This is a genomic window from Komagataeibacter melomenusus, assembly GCF_013155395.1.
GTDB classification, from domain to species: domain Bacteria; phylum Pseudomonadota; class Alphaproteobacteria; order Acetobacterales; family Acetobacteraceae; genus Komagataeibacter; species Komagataeibacter melomenusus.
On the sequence record NZ_JABJWC010000038.1, the window covers coordinates 16,675 to 36,448 of the forward strand.

At 63.8% G+C, this 19,774-nt stretch carries 19 protein-coding genes; 13 read left to right on the plus strand and 6 right to left on the minus strand.

Going from position 1 to position 19,774, the window contains the following annotated elements; translation table 11 throughout:
• Positions 1–296 precede the first annotated feature (296 nt).
• Positions 297–845 (minus strand): RNA 2',3'-cyclic phosphodiesterase, encoded by a 549-nt coding sequence (gene thpR / locus HNW77_RS13180; RefSeq protein WP_172158194.1) that lies wholly within the window; start codon positions 843–845, stop codon positions 297–299.
• Positions 846–1,040: 195 nt separating this feature from the next.
• Between thpR and HNW77_RS13185 the strand changes: the two genes are divergently transcribed.
• The 5 genes from HNW77_RS13185 (at position 1,041) to cyoD (ending at position 6,320) form a co-directional block, all read left to right on the plus strand.
• Positions 1,041–1,811, plus strand: a complete 771-nt coding sequence (locus HNW77_RS13185; RefSeq protein WP_172158196.1) for a Bax inhibitor-1/YccA family protein — start codon at positions 1,041–1,043, stop codon at positions 1,809–1,811.
• A gap of 648 nt (positions 1,812–2,459) precedes the next feature.
• Positions 2,460–3,386, plus strand: coding sequence for a ubiquinol oxidase subunit II (gene cyoA / locus HNW77_RS13190; protein WP_172158197.1), 927 nt, complete (start codon positions 2,460–2,462; stop codon positions 3,384–3,386).
• 5 nt (positions 3,387–3,391) lie between these two features.
• The gene (cyoB, locus tag HNW77_RS13195; RefSeq protein WP_172158199.1) at positions 3,392–5,386 is read left to right on the plus strand and encodes a cytochrome o ubiquinol oxidase subunit I; all 1,995 of its coding nucleotides are present in this window, start codon (positions 3,392–3,394) and stop codon (positions 5,384–5,386) included.
• Positions 5,386–5,991 carry a cytochrome o ubiquinol oxidase subunit III gene (gene cyoC / locus HNW77_RS13200; protein ID WP_061272539.1) on the plus strand — a complete coding sequence of 202 codons (606 nt, stop codon included), beginning with the start codon at positions 5,386–5,388 and terminating at the stop codon, positions 5,989–5,991. The genes cyoB and cyoC overlap by 1 nt, the downstream gene beginning before the upstream one ends.
• Positions 5,991–6,320 (plus strand): cytochrome o ubiquinol oxidase subunit IV, encoded by a 330-nt coding sequence (gene cyoD, locus HNW77_RS13205; protein ID WP_172158200.1) that lies wholly within the window; start codon positions 5,991–5,993, stop codon positions 6,318–6,320. The genes cyoC and cyoD overlap by 1 nt, the downstream gene beginning before the upstream one ends.
• Before the next feature lie 123 nt (positions 6,321–6,443).
• Here the strand turns inward: cyoD and fdxA are convergent, their stop codons facing one another.
• The 3 genes from fdxA to HNW77_RS13220 all read right to left on the minus strand — a co-directional run bounded on the left by fdxA (position 6,444) and on the right by HNW77_RS13220 (position 9,867).
• Positions 6,444–6,776, minus strand: a complete 333-nt coding sequence (gene fdxA, locus HNW77_RS13210; protein WP_172158202.1) for a ferredoxin FdxA — start codon at positions 6,774–6,776, stop codon at positions 6,444–6,446.
• Positions 6,777–6,965: 189 nt separating this feature from the next.
• Positions 6,966–7,262 carry an RNA-binding S4 domain-containing protein gene (locus HNW77_RS13215; protein WP_172158203.1) on the minus strand — a complete coding sequence of 99 codons (297 nt, stop codon included), beginning with the start codon at positions 7,260–7,262 and terminating at the stop codon, positions 6,966–6,968.
• Between the two features lie 4 nt (positions 7,263–7,266).
• Positions 7,267–9,867 (minus strand): helicase-related protein, encoded by a 2,601-nt coding sequence (locus tag HNW77_RS13220; RefSeq protein WP_172158205.1) that lies wholly within the window; start codon positions 9,865–9,867, stop codon positions 7,267–7,269.
• Positions 9,868–10,014: 147 nt separating this feature from the next.
• On the opposite strand from HNW77_RS13220, the gene HNW77_RS13225 reads away from it, so the two are divergent.
• The 3 genes from HNW77_RS13225 (at position 10,015) to HNW77_RS13235 (ending at position 12,544) form a co-directional block, all read left to right on the plus strand.
• Positions 10,015–11,463 carry a leucyl aminopeptidase family protein gene (locus HNW77_RS13225; protein WP_408886845.1) on the plus strand — a complete coding sequence of 483 codons (1,449 nt, stop codon included), beginning with the start codon at positions 10,015–10,017 and terminating at the stop codon, positions 11,461–11,463.
• A gap of 149 nt (positions 11,464–11,612) precedes the next feature.
• Positions 11,613–12,035: a MarR family transcriptional regulator gene (locus tag HNW77_RS13230; protein ID WP_172158208.1), complete on the plus strand. Its 423-nt coding sequence runs from the start codon at positions 11,613–11,615 to the stop codon at positions 12,033–12,035.
• Between the two features lie 50 nt (positions 12,036–12,085).
• Positions 12,086–12,544 carry a hypothetical protein gene (locus HNW77_RS13235; RefSeq protein ID WP_172158210.1) on the plus strand — a complete coding sequence of 153 codons (459 nt, stop codon included), beginning with the start codon at positions 12,086–12,088 and terminating at the stop codon, positions 12,542–12,544.
• A 63-nt stretch (positions 12,545–12,607) separates the two neighbouring features.
• Here HNW77_RS13235 and HNW77_RS13240 read toward each other — a convergent pair whose 3' ends face one another.
• Positions 12,608–13,648, minus strand: a complete 1,041-nt coding sequence (locus HNW77_RS13240; protein ID WP_172158211.1) for a glycosyltransferase family 4 protein — start codon at positions 13,646–13,648, stop codon at positions 12,608–12,610.
• Between the two features lie 67 nt (positions 13,649–13,715).
• Between HNW77_RS13240 and HNW77_RS13245 the strand changes: the two genes are divergently transcribed.
• From HNW77_RS13245 to HNW77_RS13260, 4 genes are read left to right on the plus strand one after another with little or no spacing between them, the layout of a single operon-like run.
• Complete coding sequence (locus tag HNW77_RS13245; RefSeq protein WP_172158213.1) at positions 13,716–15,668, plus strand: polysaccharide biosynthesis protein; 1,953 nt, start codon at positions 13,716–13,718, stop codon at positions 15,666–15,668.
• Positions 15,665–16,801 carry a DegT/DnrJ/EryC1/StrS family aminotransferase gene (locus HNW77_RS13250; protein WP_172158215.1) on the plus strand — a complete coding sequence of 379 codons (1,137 nt, stop codon included), beginning with the start codon at positions 15,665–15,667 and terminating at the stop codon, positions 16,799–16,801. The genes HNW77_RS13245 and HNW77_RS13250 overlap by 4 nt, the downstream gene beginning before the upstream one ends.
• A 15-nt stretch (positions 16,802–16,816) precedes the next feature.
• Positions 16,817–17,302: a hypothetical protein gene (locus tag HNW77_RS13255; RefSeq protein WP_172158216.1), complete on the plus strand. Its 486-nt coding sequence runs from the start codon at positions 16,817–16,819 to the stop codon at positions 17,300–17,302.
• A complete protein-coding gene (locus HNW77_RS13260) occupies positions 17,299–17,883 on the plus strand; it encodes an HAD family hydrolase (protein ID WP_172158218.1) in 585 nt (194 codons plus the stop codon). Before HNW77_RS13255 ends, HNW77_RS13260 begins: the two co-directional genes overlap by 4 nt.
• Before the next feature lie 92 nt (positions 17,884–17,975).
• Here the strand turns inward: HNW77_RS13260 and HNW77_RS13265 are convergent, their stop codons facing one another.
• Positions 17,976–19,100: an AI-2E family transporter gene (locus tag HNW77_RS13265; protein ID WP_172158220.1), complete on the minus strand. Its 1,125-nt coding sequence runs from the start codon at positions 19,098–19,100 to the stop codon at positions 17,976–17,978.
• Between the two features lie 211 nt (positions 19,101–19,311).
• On the opposite strand from HNW77_RS13265, the gene HNW77_RS13270 reads away from it, so the two are divergent.
• Positions 19,312–19,774 (plus strand): MFS transporter (locus HNW77_RS13270; RefSeq protein ID WP_338033790.1); only part of this gene is annotated, 463 nt, incomplete at its 3' end.

A 19,774-nucleotide genomic window follows, 5' to 3' on the forward strand; every position in this document is an offset into this window, starting at 1 on the left:
TTTCATCCGAACATACCGAGGCTAGCACGCCCGTCTCCTGACATTTTAGTGTTCATGCTCACGAAGACGTGAATATGTTGTCTGATAAGCAATGAAACGGATAGCTGCCCCAAATGGATATTTTTTAAAAATATGTTGATATTGCAGCAAGAATGAGAAGATGCGCCGGGCGCCGCGCGACAGGTGCTTCACAATAAATGATGAGAAATATATTTTTATTATTCATTAATGGCATAAATTTTTGGTGAAACGCACACCTGCTTCACGCCGCAGGCGTAACGGATTCCGGCAGAGAATCAGCCCCGTAGCGGATAATGCTCCAGGGCTTCGTAAACGGGTTCATCCCTATGGCGCAGGGACTGGAAAAGCGTGAAATGACCCATGGGCTCGCCATCTGTCATGGGGGGCATGGCAGCCAGCCAGGCCTGCCGCCGGAGCGGGTCGGGGTGCTGCATATGGCCCATCGTCACATGCGGCACGAAGCGCCGCGCGGCGCGGGTCGCAGCAGGCAGGAGCCGGTTCATGGTGGCACGGATGCGCTTTTGCAGGTGCATCAGGGCGGCATCGGGCGCGCAGCCGACCCATAGCGTATCCGGCCCGTGGTGGGTTGCGGGCTCAAACAGGCCCGGCGCGGTCAGGCTGAGGGTGGGGGGTGTTGCGGTGATGGCGTTGAGTGCGTGGTGGATGTCCTCGAGCAGGTGGCCGTGCGTCACCACGCCCAGATAATGCAGCGTGAGGTGGTAGGACTCCGGTGGAGACCACGTCACGTCCGGCAGGTTGCCCCGCAGGCCCGCGAGGGCGCGTGTGAGCGGAAGGGGGAGTTCAAGGCCAATGAACAGACGCATCCGGCACCTTTTCGGCAGAAAGGAAAAACGGCACATGCCGCATGTCTCGTACAGTATATATAGTGCCGTGAAATGCGGAGCGTGTTGCCGCATTGTAATGTATTCGTCACGCTGATGTTCTTGAACCGCGTCTAGCATGTGCCCACATGCTGGCAGACGCACGTCAGTTACGGACGTGGAGGAAGGAAACAACAAATGGCTTTTGGCCCTGATTCGCGGAGTTTCATCCGCCCCACCGCTGATAGTGCCATGGGCTCCGTCGATATGGGCCTGCGCGCCTATATGCTGCGAGTCTATAACTGGATGGCATCCGGGCTGGTCCTGACCGGACTCGTCGCCTACCTGATCGCCAACACCCAACTGCAGACGCTGTTCTTCCAGTATGTGCCCGCCCTGGGCACGATCAAGCCGACCGGGCTTGGCATGCTGGCCATGATCGCGCCGCTCGGTTTCGTCCTGGTCATGTCGTTCGGGGTCAACCGGCTGTCCACCCAGGCGGTGCAGACCCTGTTCTGGCTGTTCTGTGGCGTGATGGGGGCGAGCCTGTCCAACATCTTCATGGTGTTCACGGGGGTTTCGGTCACGCGCGTCTTCTTCATCACCGCCGCGACCTTCTGCACCATGTCCATCTGGGGCTACACGACTCGTACCGATCTCAGCCGCTTTGGCTCGTTCTTCATGATGGGGCTGTTCGGCCTGATCATCGCGGGCGTGGTGAACATGTTCCTGCACAGCCCGGCCCTGTATTTTGTCTACAGCGCCGCAGGGGTGCTTCTGTTCGTGGGGCTGACCATGTTCGATACCCAGAACATCAAGGCCACCTATCAGCAGGTTGCGGCCTATGAGGGGCCGGACATGGCGGCGAAGCGGTCCGTCTATGATGCGCTGAACCTTTATCTGAACTTCATCAACCTGTTCCAGTTCCTGCTGCAGTTCATGGGCGTGCGCAACAGCAACAATGACTGACCGGCAGGATTCCTGCTTTTAAGGACTGCATCAGTCCTGTTTGCACGCATGAGAAGGGCTGCCACCACCGTGGCGGCCCTTTTTGCGTTGATGGAGGGTTGGAAAGCCATTTCTGTTAAAAAAGATAAGTCTTATTCATATATGGAAATTATATGATGACGAGAGTGTGAGGTTAATGACACCTGATTAAACCGCTGTAAAACAAGGATTTTGTAAGATAAATTTTAAGCAATGAAATCTATTGAAATATTATGTGAAGGCTTGCCTATGAGGCCGTTCAGGTCGGATAACCCTTGAATAGAAAAACTATATGAAAGGGTATGCGGCACAGGACATGCGCTTCAGCACACAGGACGGCATCGCGATTCATGGTCCGATCTGCCCTGAGAGTAATATTTACGTAAGGTCTGGCAGGCCGTATTGATCAAGGTCATGGCCAGCCGGTCGGCAACTAACTCATGACGGATGCAAACCGAAAGAGGCGATTGTCATTTTCGGAAGTCGACTCAGGCGCGATGTCGCTGGATGCCGGGAAAGCAGAATGCTTTTTTCCCGCCATGCGTATAACGTGGCCGCTGTTGTCTAAGCCCGTGGATGAAGCGAGGATGTGAGCAAAACAGGGTGATGTCGAAACCAACGAGGCGTGAGATGAAGAAAAAAATCTTGCCGAGATTAACAAAGCTGATGAGCCTATCTTCAGCAGCGCTGTTAGCAGGCTGTACCTGGGATACACTTGATCCCAAGGGCGTTGTCGGTGCTCAGGAAAAAAGCCTGATCCTGACCTCGACCTACGCGATGCTGCTGGTTGTCATACCGGTATGTATCCTGACGCTGCTGTTCGCATGGCAGTACCGTCAGTCCAACACTTCGGCGGAATACCTGCCGAAATGGTCGCATTCCAACAAGATCGAAGTGGTCATCTGGGCGATCCCCAGCCTGATCATTCTGTTCCTGGCGGTACTGACCTATCAGACATGTCATTCGCTTGACCCGTACAAGCCGCTCGAGGCTGAAGCCAACGTCAAGCCAATTCATGTCGATGTTGTGGCACTGGACTGGAAGTGGCTCTTTATCTATCCGGATGAAGGGATCGCAACCGTCAACCAGATGGCCATGCCGGTGAATACGCCGGTCGATTTCCGGATCACCTCTGACTCCGTGATGAACTCGTTCTTCATCCCGCAGCTCGGCACGATGATCTATGCCATGGCCGGGATGCAGACCCAGCTGCACCTGATCGCCAACGAAGCGGGTGACTTCCAGGGTGAGTCCTCCAACTTCAGCGGCAAGGGCTTCTCCGACATGCGCTTCCGTGCGCTGGCAATGCCGGCGGACCAGTACAGCGCGTGGGTCGAGAAGGTGAAGGCTTCTTCCGAGCAGCTGGACAGCGCAAGCTATCCGAAGCTGGCCGCGCCGAGCGAGGCCAACCCGGTTGAGTACTTCTCGCATGTCGATGCGGGTCTCTTCGATGCCATCGTTGCCAAGTACAATGACGGCATGGTCATGGACAAGAGCACCGGCAAGATGCTGCACGTGCAGCAGTCCGCGATGTCCGACATGAACATGAAGGAATAGGACAGATGTTTGGCAAATTAACTTTGTCGGCCATCCCTTATGATGTGCCGATCCTTGTGGGAACGTTCATCGGTGCCGCTATCGCGGGTCTCGCCGTTGTCGGTCTCATCACCTATTACGGTAAATGGGGCTACCTGTGGCGTGAATGGCTGACCTCGGTCGACCACAAGCGCATTGGTGTCATGTATATCGTTGTGGCCCTCGTGGCGCTGTTCCGTGGCTTTGCGGACGCGATCATGATGCGCTCCCAGCTTGCGCTGGCCTATGCCGGCAACCCCGGCTACCTGCCGCCGCACCACTATGACCAGATCTTCTCCGCTCACGGCACGATCATGATCTTCTTCATGGCCATGGCGTTCATGCAGGGTCTGATGAACATCGTGGTGCCGCTGCAGATCGGTGCGCGCGACGTGGCCTTCCCGTTCGTGAACACGCTGAGCTTCTGGATGACGACCATCAGCTTCCTGCTGGTCAACGTCTCGCTGTTCATCGGTGAGTTCTCGCAGTGCGGCTGGCTGGCTTACCCGCCCCTGTCCGAGCAGCAGTTCAGCCCCGGCGTCGGTGTTGACTACTATATCTGGGCGGTTCAGCTGTCCGGTGTGGGCACGCTGCTGACGGGTGTGAACTTCTTCGCGACCATCGTGAAGATGCGTGCGCCGGGCATGACCTACATGCGCATGCCGGTGTTCACCTGGACCATCTTCTGCACCACCGTGCTGATCATGGTTGCCTTCCCGATCCTGACCGTGGCCATGGGCCTGCTGGGTCTGGACCGTTACCTGGGCATGCACTTCTTCACCAACGACGGCGGCGGCAACCAGATGCTCTATCTGAGCGTGATCTGGGGCTGGGGCCATCCGGAAGTGTACATCCTTGTCCTGCCTGCCTTCGGTGCCTTCTCCGAAATCACGCAGACCTTCTCCCGCAAGCCGCTGTTCGGCTACAAGACCATGGTCTACGCGACCGCTTCCATCATGGTCCTGTCGCTGGTGGTGTGGGTTCACCACTTCTTCACCATGGGTGCTGGCCCGAACGTGAACGCGTTCTTCGGCATCATGACGATGATCATCGCCGTTCCGACTGGCGTGAAAATCTTCAACTGGCTGTTCACCATGTATAAGGGCCGCATCGAGTTCCATGCGACCATGTACTGGGTGATCGGCTTCATGATCACCTTCTCCATCGGTGGCATGACCGGCGTGATGCTCGCCATCCCGGCTTCCGACTTCGTGCTGCATAACTCGCTGTTCGTTATCGCCCACTTCCATAACGTGATTATCGGTGGTGTGTATTTCGGCTACGTGGCGGCCATGAACTTCTGGTTCCCCAAGTCCTTCGGCTTCAAGCTGAACGAAGCATGGGGCAAGCGGGCGTTCTGGTGCTGGTTCATCGGCTTCTATGTGGCGTTCATGCCGCTGTATGTCGTTGGTTTCGAGGGCATGACCCGTCGTATGAACCACTACGACAACCCGGAATGGCACCCCTGGCTGCTGATTGCTGAAGTCGGTGCCGTGCTGATTGCATGCGGTATCGTGTGCCAGCTGACCCAGCTCTATGTCTCGATCCGCGACCGTAACCTGGCCGAGAATCGTGACCTGACGGGCGATCCGTGGAACGCACGCACGCTGGAATGGTCCACCTCTTCGCCGCCGCCGTTCTATAACTTCGCCATCCTGCCGGAAGTGCACGAGCTCGACGCTTTTGCCCACGACAAGGAAGCGGGTATCGACACGCGTCGCGCTGGTGGTGACTATCAGCCCATCCACATGCCCAAGAACACGGCATGCGGTTTCCTTATCGGTGCCTTCAGCTTCGTGCTTGGCTTCGGTGCAGTCTGGTATATCTGGTGGCTGGCGGCCGTCGGTCTGATCGGTGTCATCGCTACGGTGATCGCACGTTCGGCTGACAATGACGTCGATTACTATGTGCCGGTGTCCGAGGTGGCTCGTATCGAGCAGGAGCACACCCATAACCTTATGGCAGCACAGGCAGCGGAATAATGGCGCAAAACATGACTGCTGATGCAGCCCATGCCCATGATGAACACCACGAATCTCCCGTGGTGTTCGGGTTCTGGCTGTATCTGATGACGGACTGCATCATCTTCGGTACGCTGTTCGCAGTGTTCGCGGTGTTGCGTGACCAGTTTGCCGGCGGTCCGACCGGCCACGAAGTGTTCGAACTTTCGGGTGTTGGCATTGAAACGGCTATCCTGCTGTTCAGCTCCATCACCTACGGTTTTGGCATGATCGCCGCCCACGAGAACAAGGTCAGCACCATGCGGACCTGGCTCGGGGTGACCTTCCTGCTGGGGCTGGGCTTCCTGTTCATGGAAATCCGCGAGTTCTCGCACATGATTGCCGAAGGCAACGGCCCGGATCGCAGCGCGTTCCTGTCCGCCTTCTTCACGCTGGTTGGCACGCATGGTCTGCATGTCACCTGCGGCCTGCTGTGGATGGCGGTCCTGCTGTTCCAGACGGCTGGCAAGACTGAGCTGAACGAGCGCATGATCGGCAAGCTGACCTGCCTCAGCCTGTTCTGGCACTTCCTGGACATTGTCTGGATCTGTGTCTTCACCTTTGTCTATCTGATGGGTGTGCTCTGATGGCTGATCATATTTCATCCTCGGGAGAGGGCCATGGTAGCGTAGGATCTTACGTTACCGGGTTCGTACTTGCCGTTATCCTGACGGTAGCAGCCTTCGGTCTGGTGATGTCGCATGCGATGTCACCGTCCGCCACCGGTGGGGCGATTGCCCTGCTGGCGGTGGTCCAGATCGTGGTTCACCTGATCTACTTCCTGCACATGAACGGTTCGTCCGAGCAGCGCTGGAACGTCATGGCGTTTACATTCACGGTGCTGTCGGTTCTGGTCCTTGTGGCCGGCACGATGTTCATCATGCATGACACGTCCATCAACATGATGTCGCGCTGATACGCGGTTTCATGCTGGGCCTTGGGGGTGGGCAACCACTCCCGGGGCCAGACGGCATAAAAAAAGACCGGCACGGGAAACCGTGCCGGTCTTTTTTATTGGCCCCAGGCAGGAAAGGCGGGATCAGCCCTTCTGCGGCTCGGGGGAAAGCAGGTCTTTCTTGCCGGGCTTGTCTTTCCATTCCTCGGCATCGGCCGGGGCGTCGATCTTGCGGGTGATGTTGGGCCAGATGGCGGCGTATTTGGCGTTGAGTTCGGCCCAGGGGGTCGCGCGGTCGTCGCTATCGGGGAAGATGGCCTCAGCCGGGCATTCCGGTTCGCACACGCCGCAGTCGATGCATTCATCCGGATTGATTACGAGAAAGTTCTCACCGGCGTAGAAGCAGTCAACCGGGCAGACTTCGACACAATCTGTGAATTTGCAGCGAATGCAGTTTTCGGTGACCACATAGGTCATCGCCTATCTCCGATCGTTATTTGTGTGGCCTGTGGCAGTAGGCCCAGCCATGGAAAGGGACGAGGCGCCACAGGGGGCATGACCTCATCGGGAATGGCGGAAGATATGAGAGTGTTTTCCGGTCGTGGCAAGCCCAAGACGGCGGCTAATGCATAATCGGTGCCTGTATTGTCCCGATCGCCACAATATTCAGGCAGTTTCTGGAACAATTTCATACAGAAGTTGTGCAAGTGGCGCTGCCTGGCGGCGTTCGGCCTGACCTGTCACGCGGATGACGATCACGGCCTTGCGGTCGGGTGCGGGCAGGGTCAGCACGTCGCCTGCGCGCACGAGCGCATGCGCCTTGGTCACGCGCTGGCGGTTGATGCGCACATGCCCGCTGGTGGCGATCTGCGCGCAGGCGCTGCGGCTGCGCCCGAAGCGGGCATGGAACAGCCACACATCTACGCGCTGGGCCTGGGGCTTGGGGGCAGGGGCCTGTTTCATGCGTTCAGGGCCGATCCAGAAGGGTTGCAAGGGCAGCGAAGGGGCTGTCGGGCCGCCGGGCCGCAAGGCGCCTGCTGGCCGGGCGGCCCTGCGCCGGGCGGGGCTTTTCGGCTTTGGTATTTTCACCCTCGGCATGGAAGCGGATCATGATCGGGGCAGGCGGCCCGTAGCGGTCGGCAGGCATGGGGCGGGGGTGGTGCACGCGCATGTTCAGCCCCTTCAGCACGGCGGGCAGCATTTCACGACGCACGCCCAGCCGCGAGGCCAGTTGCGGCGGTAGCGGCACGGGCGCGCGACGGGTCAGGCGGGCAAGCTCGCGAATGAATTTTTCCGCGATATCGAGCCGTATGCGCACCGGTCCCGCCGCAAGCCAGCCCATGCGGTCCATGAAGGCCGGGGGCAGGGCATCGGGCGACAGGGTAATGCGGCTCATGGCGGGCAGGGTGGGGCAGGGCATGTTCAGGCTGATGGCCACCAGCCAGCCGCGCAACTGCAGCGGGCGCTCCTTCAGGATCGCGGGCATGAACAGGGCGTAATGGCCCACGCGCACGCCAAGCCTGCGCAGGCGGCCCAGCATCTCGGGCGGCAGGCGCTCGCCCCGGTGCAGCGGGGCGATGCCCGCACCTTCAAGCAGGCGGTGGACGATGCCGCGCAGTTCCGGCGTGGCGGCGACGGCGGCCTGCACGGCAAAGAGCGGGGCAAGATGCTCGCGCACCACCTGCCCGAGCCAGGCCTGGAGCCGGTTGCGGATTCGCTCGCGCTGCGCGTTGTCGAGCAGCGGGTTGTCCAGCACCAGCGGCCGGGGCGAGAGCACGTCGGCACCCGGCAGCAGGCGGGCCAGATTCATGCCCTGCCACATGATATGCGTGCCATCGGCCGAGAAGGTGAACTGCTGGTCGTCATCCTGCACCAGCAGGGCGACGCGGCGGGGAATCTCGCTGCGCACGGCACGGCGCGCGGCGCGCATGAGCAGGCGGCCATCCTCGGCGTCGGTATGGTCGCCCGCAATCAGGTCCAGCCCTGCAATCCGGCCCACCTCGTGGCCTTCCACCACCACATTGCCCTGCGCGGTCACGGCGGAGAGCAGGGTGTCGTGCCCGCCTTCATCAAGCCTGCGGATCAGGGTGGTGGCGCGGCGATCGACAAAGCGGGCGGTCAACTGTTCGTGCAGCACGTCGGACAGGCGATCCTCCGCCTCACGCGTGCGGGCCTGCCAGTGTTCCGCACTGGCGATCCAGCCGGGGCGGGCGGCGATGTAGCTGCACACGCGAATCCCTGCCAGGCGCTGCATCAGCGTATCGATGGTGCCCTCGGTCTGGAAAAAATGGGTGATCTGGTTTTCCATCCACGTGGCCGGGATGCGGCCATCGCTGATCAGGTGGGTGAAGATGCGCCCGCACAGGCGGATGTGGCTGTCATCGCCCAGCTTGCGGAAATCGGGGATCTGGCAACTCTCCCACAACAGCCGGGTCGCGGCGCGGGAATGGACCAGCGGGCGGATGTCGGCGCTGGCCGAGAGTGCCGAGAGCGCCAGCACGTCGCTCGCTTCATGCCCCGCGATCAGTTCCGGCCGGGGCGAGGCCTGGTTGAGGCTGCCCAGCAGGCTGGCGGGCGATGAGAAATCAAGCGCGCTGTTGCGCCATGACAGGCGGGTGAGCGGGTCGAAGCGGTGCTGTTCCACGGCCTCGGCCAGTTCCTCATGCAGGGGCGGGCAGGTGCCGGTGGTGCCGAACGTGCCATCGCGCAGGCCGCGCCCGGCACGCCCCGCCACCTGCGCGATCTCGCCCGCGGTGAGCGGGCGGATGCGCGCGCCATCGAATTTCGACAGGCTGGCAAAGGCCACATGGTTCACATCCATGTTCAGCCCCATGCCGATGGCATCGGTCGCGACGAGGTAATCGACCTCCTTTTCCTGGTACAGCGCCACCTGCGCATTGCGCGTGCGCGGCGAGAGCTGGCCCATCACGATGGCGCAGCCGCCGCGCCTGCGGCGCAGCAGTTCGGCAATGGCGTAGACCTCGCCTGCCGAGAACGCGACAATGGCCGAGCGCGGCGGCAGGCGCGTGAGCTTGCACGCGCCCGCATGGGTCAGTTGCGACAGGCGGGGCCGGTGCTCGATCTCGATGCCCGGCACAAGGCGGCGGATCAGGTTGCGGATGGTGTCGGCGCCCAGAAACATCGTCTCCGCCGTGCCGCGCGCATGCAGCAGGCGGTCGGTAAAGATGTGCCCGCGGTCGGGGTCGGCGCAGAGCTGGATTTCATCCACCGCCACGAATTCCACCTGCCGGTCTAGCGGCATGGCCTCGACCGTGCATGAAAACCAGCGTGCCTTCGGCGGGATGATCTTTTCCTCGCCGGTGATCAGCGCCACGGCCTGCGCGCCCTTGCGGGCCACCATGCGGTCGTAGTTCTCACGCGCGAGCAGGCGGAGCGGGAAGCCGATCACCCCGCTGGAATGCGAGAGCAGCCGCTCGATGGCGAGATGCGTCTTTCCGGTATTGGTCGGGCCGAGCACAGCCCGGACCACCTGGTCGGAATGGGGACCGGCGCGATGCCCGGCCGCTGCGCGATGGGGGCCACGAAGCCCCGAGGGTACACCCGTCATGCAGGCATGCTCCGGCCAAGTGGACACAAATGCAAGCAAAACCACATGGGTGTGCCCCGAAGGGCGCCACAGGGTGTTGCACTGGCGCGATGGCGGACGCACCCTTGGCGCCAATAGCAGCAGACGCAACCGAGGACCGCCATGAACATGCCGCAACAACCCGACTGCCTGGTCGCCGCGCACGATGTGGGCCACGAACCCGTAGGCGTGGTACACGCCATCCGCCCCTCGGCGCTGGGCGGCCTTGCCGCGCTGGTGGGCGAGAAGGCTGCGCGTTTTGCGCTGCAGGCCGGTTTTGTGGCCCGTTACGGGCAGGTGCAGGGCCTGCCCGATGCGGATGGCAACATCACCACCGCCGTGCTGGGCGTGCCCGAAGCGGTAGATGGTGCTGACCCGTTCGTATTCGGTGTCCTGCCCGACTCGCTGCCAAGCGGCCTGTGGCGCATTGAGGCGCCACAGGATATCGCACTTGCCGACATGGCGCTTGGCTTCTGCCTTGGCGCCTATCGCATGCCGGCCTTCGGGCGCGACGTGGCCGCCAGGCCGCCACGGGCGCGGCTGGTGGTGGATGGGGCGGGCATGGCCGCATGGCCGGTTGCGCAGTGCATCAACCTGGCGCGCTCGCTCATCAACACGCCGCCCAACCTGATGGGCCCCGATGAACTGGCCCGCGCCGCACAGATGGCGCTTGAGCCGCTGGGCGCCGATGTGTCGGTCATCCGCGGGGCACGGCTGGAGCAGGATTTCCCCACCGTCTTCCATGTTGGCATGGGCTCGGACCGGGCACCGTGCGTGGTGGTGGCGCGCTGGAGCGGCAGCACGGCGCCCGAGGATGCCCCGCTTGTGTCGCTGGTGGGCAAGGGCGTGTGTTTTGATACTGGCGGCTATGACCTCAAGCCGCCCTCATCCATGCTGCGGATGAAAAAGGACATGGGGGGGGCCGCCATCATGCTGGCACTGGCGCGGCTGGTGGCGCTGCGCGACCTGCCGGTGCGGCTGGAACTGCGGCTGGGCTGCGTGGAGAACAGCGTGTCGGGCCGCGCCATGCGCCCGTCGGACGTCGTGCGCACGCGCGCGGGGCTGACGGTGGAGATTGGCAATACCGATGCCGAGGGCAGGCTGGTGCTGTGCGACCTGCTGCATGCGGCATGCGAACATGATCCCGCCCTGCTGGTCGATGCCGCGACCCTGACCGGGGCCGCCCGCGTGGCGCTTGGCCCCGATGTGCCCGCGCTGTTCAGCAACAGCGATGAAGCCGCCCTGGCGCTGGAGGATGCGGGACGTGCCTGCGGCGACCCGCTATGGCGCCTGCCGCTGTGGCCGGGCTACCGCAAATGGCTGCGCAGTCCGATGGCAGACCTGAACAATATTTCATCCAAACCGCTGGCGGGGGCGATTACGGCGGCGCTTTTCTTAGAGAATTTTGTCAAAACTGATGTGCGCTGGGTTCATATCGATACCTATGGATGGAATGATTCCGACCGCCCCGGCCGCCCGGAAGGCGGAGAAAGTCTAAGTTTAAGAGCGACTTACGAAGGAATATTAAAAATATTCAATCTTGACGAGGCAAACGCGGCATCAAAGAAACAATTATGAAATCGAACTAATTTGCCAGATGCGACTTATATATGCCGTAAATGCCAATTATATAGGCACCACCAGAATAAACCATTCCGTGCCACTCCGATTCCACGGCCCGCAGGCCCATTGGCCGGCACGGATATCATGACAGAGGATTTCAACCGATGGCCAAGTCATCACAGGCTAATACGGATCAGATGACGCATTCCCTGCGCGACACCATCGTCGCGATGGTCCGCCGCGACGGGCCGGACCTGTCTGCCCGCCAGCTTGCCGTGTTCCTGACCTGCTACCTCAGCGACAACGCCCACACCGTGCGTGGCCTCGCGGCCGAGCTGAACGTGTCCAAGCCCGCGATCACCCGCGCGCTCGACCGGCTCGAGGATCTGCGCCTCGCCCGCCGCACGGCGGACCCGATGGACCGCCGCTCGGTGCTGATCACGCACACCCCGCAGGGCAATGGCTTCCTGCGCGACCTGCGCACGATCGTGAACGAAACCTCCGCCGCAGCGCAGGAAAAGGTTGCCGCCCCCGTGCGCAAGGCCCCGCGTGCCCGCCGCACCGAGGAACTTCGCCGCGCGAGCTGAGTTAGCAGAAGGTTCTCTTCGTGCATTCCGCGACGGAAGGTTTCCATTTCATGCATATCTCTCGACGTCTGCTTGCCCTCGTCATTGCGGCAGCCCCCCTTGCCAGCCTGCCATGCGCGGCCATGGCCGAGGAGTCCACGCTCGGCACGCCATCGGGCACGGTCACCATGAAGTTCAAGTCGCTTGATATCGGCGTGGGGCATACATGGGGCACGGGCAAGCTGGTCTATGGGCACCACACCTACCGTTTCAAGATCGAGGGCGGGTCGCTCGCGGCTGTGGGCTATGCCAACATCAAGGGCACCGGCACGGTCTATAACCTGCATTCGGTCAAGGATTTCGAGGGCAGCTACGCCGCCGTCAACGGCGATGTGACAGCAGGCACCGGTATTGGCGCGGTCCTGCTCAACAACCCGGCCGGCGTGCGCATCCGGCTGGATACCTCAAGTTCCGGTGGCCGCCTTGCCGCCGCGGCCCAGGGCATGAAGATCACCTTCACCAAGAAGTAGAATCCGTTATCTGTCACGATGGGCAGGGGGAATGGCCGCAGGGCCGTTCCCCCTGTTTCGTTTCTACCACCGCAATCCCGGCATGTGGCGCACGCGCCTGATCACCACCACGGCCCAGGCCAGTTGCAGTGCCAGCAGGCCGCCTGTTGCGGCAGGCAGGCCGATCACGCCGCCTGCCAGCGCGCTGGCTGCCCCCGCGCCACATAGCGTGGCCGCCCAGGCCAGCAGCGTGATGGTGGTGGGCCTCATGCCGCCGCGATGGGCCATCTGGTAGAAATGCTCCCGGTGCGCCCGCAGGAGCGGGCGGCGCAGCACGGCGCGGCGTAGCAGCGTTGCCCCTACATCGGCCAGCAGCCCCGACAGCATGAGCGGCATGAGCGCCCAGCCATGCGCCAGTGGCGGCAGGTCGGCCATGTGCAGCCCCAGCGCGCCCAGCACCAGCCCGCAGCACTGGCTGCCCACATCGCCCATGAACAGCCGCGCATTGGGGAAATTGAAGGGCAGGAAACCCGCAATGGCAGCAGCCATGACCAGCGCGGTGCCCCATGTCCCGACCCCTGCGTGCACATGCAGGCACAGCATGGCGGTGGCCACGCAGGCCAGCAGGGTGCAGCCCGCGGCCAGGCCGTCCAGCCCATCCATGAAGTTGATGGCGTTGCACAGCACCACCAGCCACACGCCGCGCCCCAGCAGCATGCCCCATGTGGCGGCATCATGGGGCAGCACGCCCAGGCTGCCCCAGGCCACCAGCAGGGCCGCCAGCACCTGCGCGCCCAGCTTCCACAGCGCGGGCATGGGGTGCATGTCGTCGCGCCACGAAAACAGGCCCAGCCAGGCTGTGGCGGCGAGCAGGGTCTTGTCAGCCACGGTGGGGGCATGATGCCAGATCATCTGCGCCAGCGGCACGCCGGTTACGAACACGGCCAGAATGGCCAGCCCGCCACCCTTGGGCACGGGCCGGGCATGGGCACTGCGCCCGGTCGGGTAGTCGAGCACGCGCAGCCCGATGACCCGGCGTGACAGCATGGCGGCCACGGCAGCGCCCGCGCCAAGCAGCAGCGCGAAAAGCACGGCCGCGCCATGATCGGCATGCACAAGGGTCATGAAAGCGGGGTCCGGGGCATGATCTCTCCTTCTTGCCCCCCGCTGGCTCGGCTATAGGAAGGGGGTAATGGCAACGCAATCCTCCAGCGCGCACTCCCTGGCCGAGTGCCTGCGCATGACACGGACCATAGCGCTGAACTGCGTGCTTGATACGGTTCTGGGGGGGCTGGCGGCAAGCCTTGCGGCCTGGGCGTGCGGTTATCATGCGGCCCTGCCCGGTGGCGCGCCCGTGCTGGGCATGGCCGGGCTTGCGGTGGCGGGGTGGCCGTTCCGCATTTTCCAGCAGCACTGGCGTTTTGCCGGGCGGTCCGATTTCTGGCGGCTGGGCGGCGCCTGCGTGCTGGCGGCCGTGCTGGTGCTGGGGGCGACCGCCCTGCCGGGCATGGCGGCTCCGGCCTTTGGCATGGTTTACGGCATGGCGGCGTTCATGGTGCTGGCGGGGGTGCGCGGTGCCTACCAGTACTGGCGGCAGGGCCTGATGGGCCTTGCGGGCCGTCAGCGCGTGATCGTTGTGGGGGATGGGGAAGATGCCAGCCGTTTCCTCACACTGGCGCCGCATATGGGCCGCCGGGTCGCGGGGCTGGTGCCTGAAGGCCGCCAGCGCCGCCCCGGCCGCAGGCTGCGCGGCCTGCCGGTGCTGGGGCAGGTGGGCGACCTGCGGGCCATACTGGCAGCCCTTGGGGCGGATGAGGACTGGATGGTGGTGGTGGCCGACCCGCACTGCCGGGGCGAACGGCTCTCTGCCGTGCTGCGCATGGCGCATGAAACCGGCACCCCGGTGCGCTGCATGCCCGACCTGTCGGGCCTGACCGGCACCGCGCGCGCGCCGCTGCACCCCGTAAGGCTGGCTGACCTGCTGCCCCGCCAGCCCGTGGCCCCCGATGAACAGGGGCTGGCCAGCATGCTGCGCGGGCGGCGGGTGCTGGTTACGGGGGCGGGTGGTTCGATCGGGGCGGAACTGGTGCGCCAGATCGCCCGCCACGGGCCGGCGGAACTCATTTTGCTCGATATGGGTGAATATCCGCTGTGGCAGGTGGATATCGACCTTGAAGCGACAGCACCCGCGCTGCAGCGCCATCTGGTGCTGGCCGACATACGCGACCCCGCGCGCATCGAGCGCGTCTTTGCCCGTCATCGCCCCGAACTGGTGTTTCATGCAGCCGCGCTGAAGCAGGTGCCCATGGTCGAGGCCAACCCGTGCGAGGGGCTGCTCACCAACGTGACCGGCACCCGCATCGTGGCTGATGCAGCCAGCCGCCACGGGGTGCGGGCCATGGTGCTTGTCTCAACCGACAAGGCGGTCAATCCCGCCAGTGTCATGGGGGTGTCAAAGCGCATTGCCGAGATGTACTGCCAGGCCCTTGATGCCCGCGCCCGGCGCGCGGGCGGCGCTGACGCCATGCGCTGCGTGACCGTGCGCTTTGGCAACGTGATGGGCTCGACCGGCTCGGTCATTCCGCTGTTCCAGCACCAGCTTGCGCGCGGCGGCCCGCTTACGGTAACCGACCCGCGCATGCGGCGCTATTTCATGACCGTGTCCGAAGCCGTGGGGCTGGTGCTGCAGGCCAGCGCCTGCGGCACCGGCGCGCAGGAGGACCGGCTTGCCGCCGCCCTGCTGCGCCGGGGCGGGGTGTTCGTACTCGACATGGGCACGCCGGTGCGCATCCTTGACCTGGCGCGGCAGATGATCGTGCTGGCGGGGCTGCGGCCGGGGCGTGACGTGCAGATCCGCTTTACCGGGCTGCGACCGGGCGAAAAGCTGGCCGAGGACCTGTTTTACAGCCAGGAAATCCTGCAACCCACCGGCTGTCCCGGTTTGCGGATGGCAACGCCGCGTACGGTGGACCTTGCGCAGGTCGTCAATATCATGGATGCACTGACAGTGGCATGTCGCCAGGGTGACAGCGCGCAGGCGCTGGACCTTGCGCGCAGGCTCGTACCCGAATTTGTCCATAACCCGCACGGCATGGTCACACAGGTTCCGGCGGGGCAGGTCGATGTGGAAAGGAATGCATCATGAACGCTCCGGCGCAGGCGCCCATAGGTTTTCTTGACCTGCCCAGACAGCAGGCCGCCATTGCCGATGCACTGCGCGAGCGTGTCGATGCGGTGATGCGGCACTGCCGCTTTGTCATGGGCCCCGAAGTGGCCGAACTCGAATCCCGGCTGGCCAGCTATGTGGGGGCAGGGGAATGCGTGGGCGTGTCATCGGGCACCGACGCCATCCAGGTGGTGCTGATGGCCGAGGGAATCGGGGAAGGCGATGCCGTGTTCCTGCCCGCCTTCACCTACACCGCCACGGCGGAGGTGCCGCTGGTGCTGGGCGCCACCCCGGTCTTTGTGGATGTGGACCCGCATACCTTCCAGATCGACCCTGAAAACCTGCGCCAGCGCATTGCCGATGTGCGCCGGGCGGGCCGTCTGCGCCCGCGCGCGCTGATCGGGGTGGACCTGTTCGGCCAGCCCGCGCCGTGGCCCGAACTGCGCGCCATTGCCGCCGCGGAAGACCTGTTCCTCATGGCCGACTGCGCGCAGGCCTATGGCGCGAGCCTGTCGGGCCGCAGGCTGGGGCGCGAGGGGGTGGCGACCACGCTGTCCTTCTTCCCCTCCAAGCCGCTTGGCGCCTATGGCGATGCGGGCGCGATCCTGACCGATGACCCGCAGCGCGCCGAACTCTACCGCTCGCTGCGCACCCATGGCGAGGGCAAGACCCGCTACGAGGTGCTGCGCACGGGCATGAATGCCCGCCTCGATACGCTGCAGGCGGCCATCATCCTGGCCAAGATGGACCGCTTCGATGCCGAGCTTGCCCGCAGGCGCGCCATTGCCAGCGCCTATGACAGCGGCATTGCGGGGCACCTCGTGCCGCCTGCCCGCGTGGCGGATAGCGAGTCCTCATGGGCAATCTATTCGGTGCTGACCCAGGGCGAGGCCGATCGCGCCGCCATGCAGGAAAAGCTCAAGGCCCGTGGCGTGGCCTCGGCCATCTATTACCCCCGGCCGCTGCACCGCCAGCCTGCCTATGCGGCCTGCCATGATGGCGCGTCGCTGCCGGTGGCCGAAGACCTTTCGCGCCGGATCATGGCGCTTCCGCTCCATCCGGAACTGTCGGATAATGACGTGGCCCGGGTCATCGCGGCTGTGTGTGCATAAGGAGACCATACGCCAATGAGACGCGAAACCGCCCTGCTGATCGGGTTCCTGTTCATCACCATCGGCACGGCAGCAGGGTTGTGGTACATGGCCATGCCCAATTTCCGGCCGCTGACCTTCCCCACCATGCAGTCGGGCACCATTGCCGTCGGCCCCATGCGGCGCGAGCGCACGCTCACGGCAGCCCAGGTCAAGACACTCAATGACTGGCTGCAGTCGCACACCAAGGGCTGGGGGCCCCTGGGCCAGACCCCGCCTTCAAGCGGTGATGCCGTGATGGAAATGCAGGTGGCGCCCGATGGCAGGCAGCCCGGCGGCCCGGCCGTGCCGTACCGCATCACGCTGTGGACCGGCATCAGCGCGGCTGACTGGAACAACACCGTGTTCGTGGAGGAACGCCCCGGCGCCGTGATCCGCTTCCATCACTACAAGGACAAGGATTTCGACGCGCTGCGTGACCTGGTCAACCAGTATGACTATGCCCGGTCGGCTTTTCCATGAGCCTTGTGCGCGCGGGCACGCAGGGCCTGATCTTTGATTGCGACGGCACGCTGGTCGACAGCCTGCCGCTGTACCGTGAAGGCTGGCTGGCCGCCCTTGAGGATGCGATCGGCCAGGGCGTGCCGCCGGAGTGGTTTCATGGCCATGGCGGCATGTCCGAGCATATGGTGCTCGATATTGTCGAGCAGCGCCTTGGGCGCGTGGTGGACCGCGATGGCATCATCTCAAGCGCGCGGGCGAGCATGCTCCGCAAGCTGCATGTGCTGCGCGAGATCACGGTCGTGACCGATATCGCGCGCGCGTATCATGGCCGCCTGCCCATGGCGGTGGCCTCGAACGGGTCGCGGCAGGTTGTCTCGGCCTGCCTGGGCCATCTCGGGCTTGAAAAGCTGTTCGATGTCATCATCACCATCGATGACGTAAACCACCCCAAGCCCGCGCCGGACATGTTCCTGCTGGCGGCCCGCAGCCTTGCCTGCCTGCCCGCCACCTGCCTCGTGTTCGAGGACAGCCCGGAGGGCATGCAGGCGGCCACACGCGCTGGCATGGCGCATGTGGATGTCAATACCCTGCAGGGCTGATGGCCGCAGGCCGACAAGACTGCCCTGACAAGGATAAAGGTTTTTGGGTGCCGCCTTTTTTCAATAAAGGCGGCATTCTGTTTGCCGAGGGCCTAAACCCGCTCGTCATCATCCAGTTTTGGCGTGGCCTGGTCCATGGTGGCCAGCAGGGCGGCGGTGAGGGGCGAGGCCAGGATCAGGCCGGGAATGCCGAGGATGGTGCCAAAGATCGTCTGTGACAGGATGGTCAGCCCCGGCGGCATCTTGACCGCATGGCGCTGGATGAGGGGCGCCATGACATTGCCCTCGAAGAACTGGATGGCGGCGTAGAGCCCCAGCACCATCACCCCTTCGCGCGTGCCCTGCGACAGCCCGATGAGCACGGCGGGCACCGCCCCCACGAAGGCCCCGATATAGGGAATGAAATTGGCCATTCCCGCCACCACGCCCAGGGCAAGGGCCAGTGGCACGCCAATGCACCACAGCCCGATGAAGGACAGCAGCCCCACCACGGTCATGTCCAGCGCCTGCCCCGCCGTCCAGGCCCACAGCGTGCGGCCAGCGGTCAGCAGCAGCGTGCGTGATGTCTTGCGGTAGGGGTGGGGGATCAGCCGCAGCATGCCGTTGACATAGATGTCGGGCGAGATGGCGAAATACAGCCCCGCGATCAGGATCACGGCCAGCGTGCCCGCAGCGCCGAAGGCCGAGGAGACAAAGCCGGTCATCGACCCCGCGATGGAGCCGAATCCGGCATTGCCCGCGGTCTGTTCATTGCCGCCAAGCGTGGTGGGCAGGTTATCAAGGATCATCCGCCCGGTGGAGGAATGGCCCATGCTGTCACGCAGGTTGCGGGCCTGCTCGCTCAGGGCGGTGCGCAGCTTGACGGCCTGCTCCGATATTTCGGGGCCACTGCTCCAGATCAGGCCGGTCAGCGCCCCGATCAGCACCACCACCACGGTGGAAAGCGCCAGCCAGTAGGGCATGCGCGTGTGCCGCTCAACAAGGCCGGCCAGGTTGTGCAGGATCACCGCCACCAGGGTTGCGGCGAAGATGACCATCAGCACATCGCCCACCACCCAGATCAGCATGACCACCACAGTCACGATCAGCGCCAGGCGCAGCAGGGCATAGATGCGCGCGAGCTGGATGGCGCGGGGGTCGGTGATGTCATCCTTGTGGGGGGCAGGCTTTGAATCGGGTGCGTTGGAAGAGGGAGCCGTGGGCGGGGAGGCTGTCATCTATGGGTCCGTATGCTGGGCAGGGAACGTGTGGAACGGGGCTGGCGTGTGCGTGGCGCGAACCCGGATAACGCATGGCCGGGCGGGCGGATTGCCGGAGGGCGAAATTCCACCACGGATGGTCTGGTAACGTGATATGGCCCCTGTGGGTTAATGCCGCCTTGATGTACAAGCGGTAAGCCAATCTCCCCCATCGGGAAAGGGCGGATATGTGAGTGACGCGAACATGGCCCCCCTTCCGGCGGGGCGCGCATGGGCAGCGTGGGGCGCGCTGGCGGTGGCCACGTTTGCCATCGGCACGGGCGAGTTCGCGCTCATGGCGCTGCTGCCCGGCGTGGCGCGCTCGCTTGGTGTTGGCGTGCCGGTGGCGGGCCATGTCATCAGTGCCTATGCGCTGGGCGTGGTGGTGGGCGCGCCGCTTGTGATCCTGTTCGCCGCCCGCATGCCCCGGCGCAGGCTGCTGCTGGTGCTGCAGGCCGTGTTCGTGGCGGGCAATGCCGGATGTGCCCTTGCGCCCGGTTATGCCACGCTGGTGGTCCTGCGTTTTGTGACCGGGCTGCCGCATGGCGCCTTTTATGCCGTGGCGGCACTTGTGGCGGCGGCGATGGTGCCGCCCGCGCGCCGGGGGCGGGCGGTGGCGGGCGTGTTTTCGGGCCTAACGATCGCGCATGTGG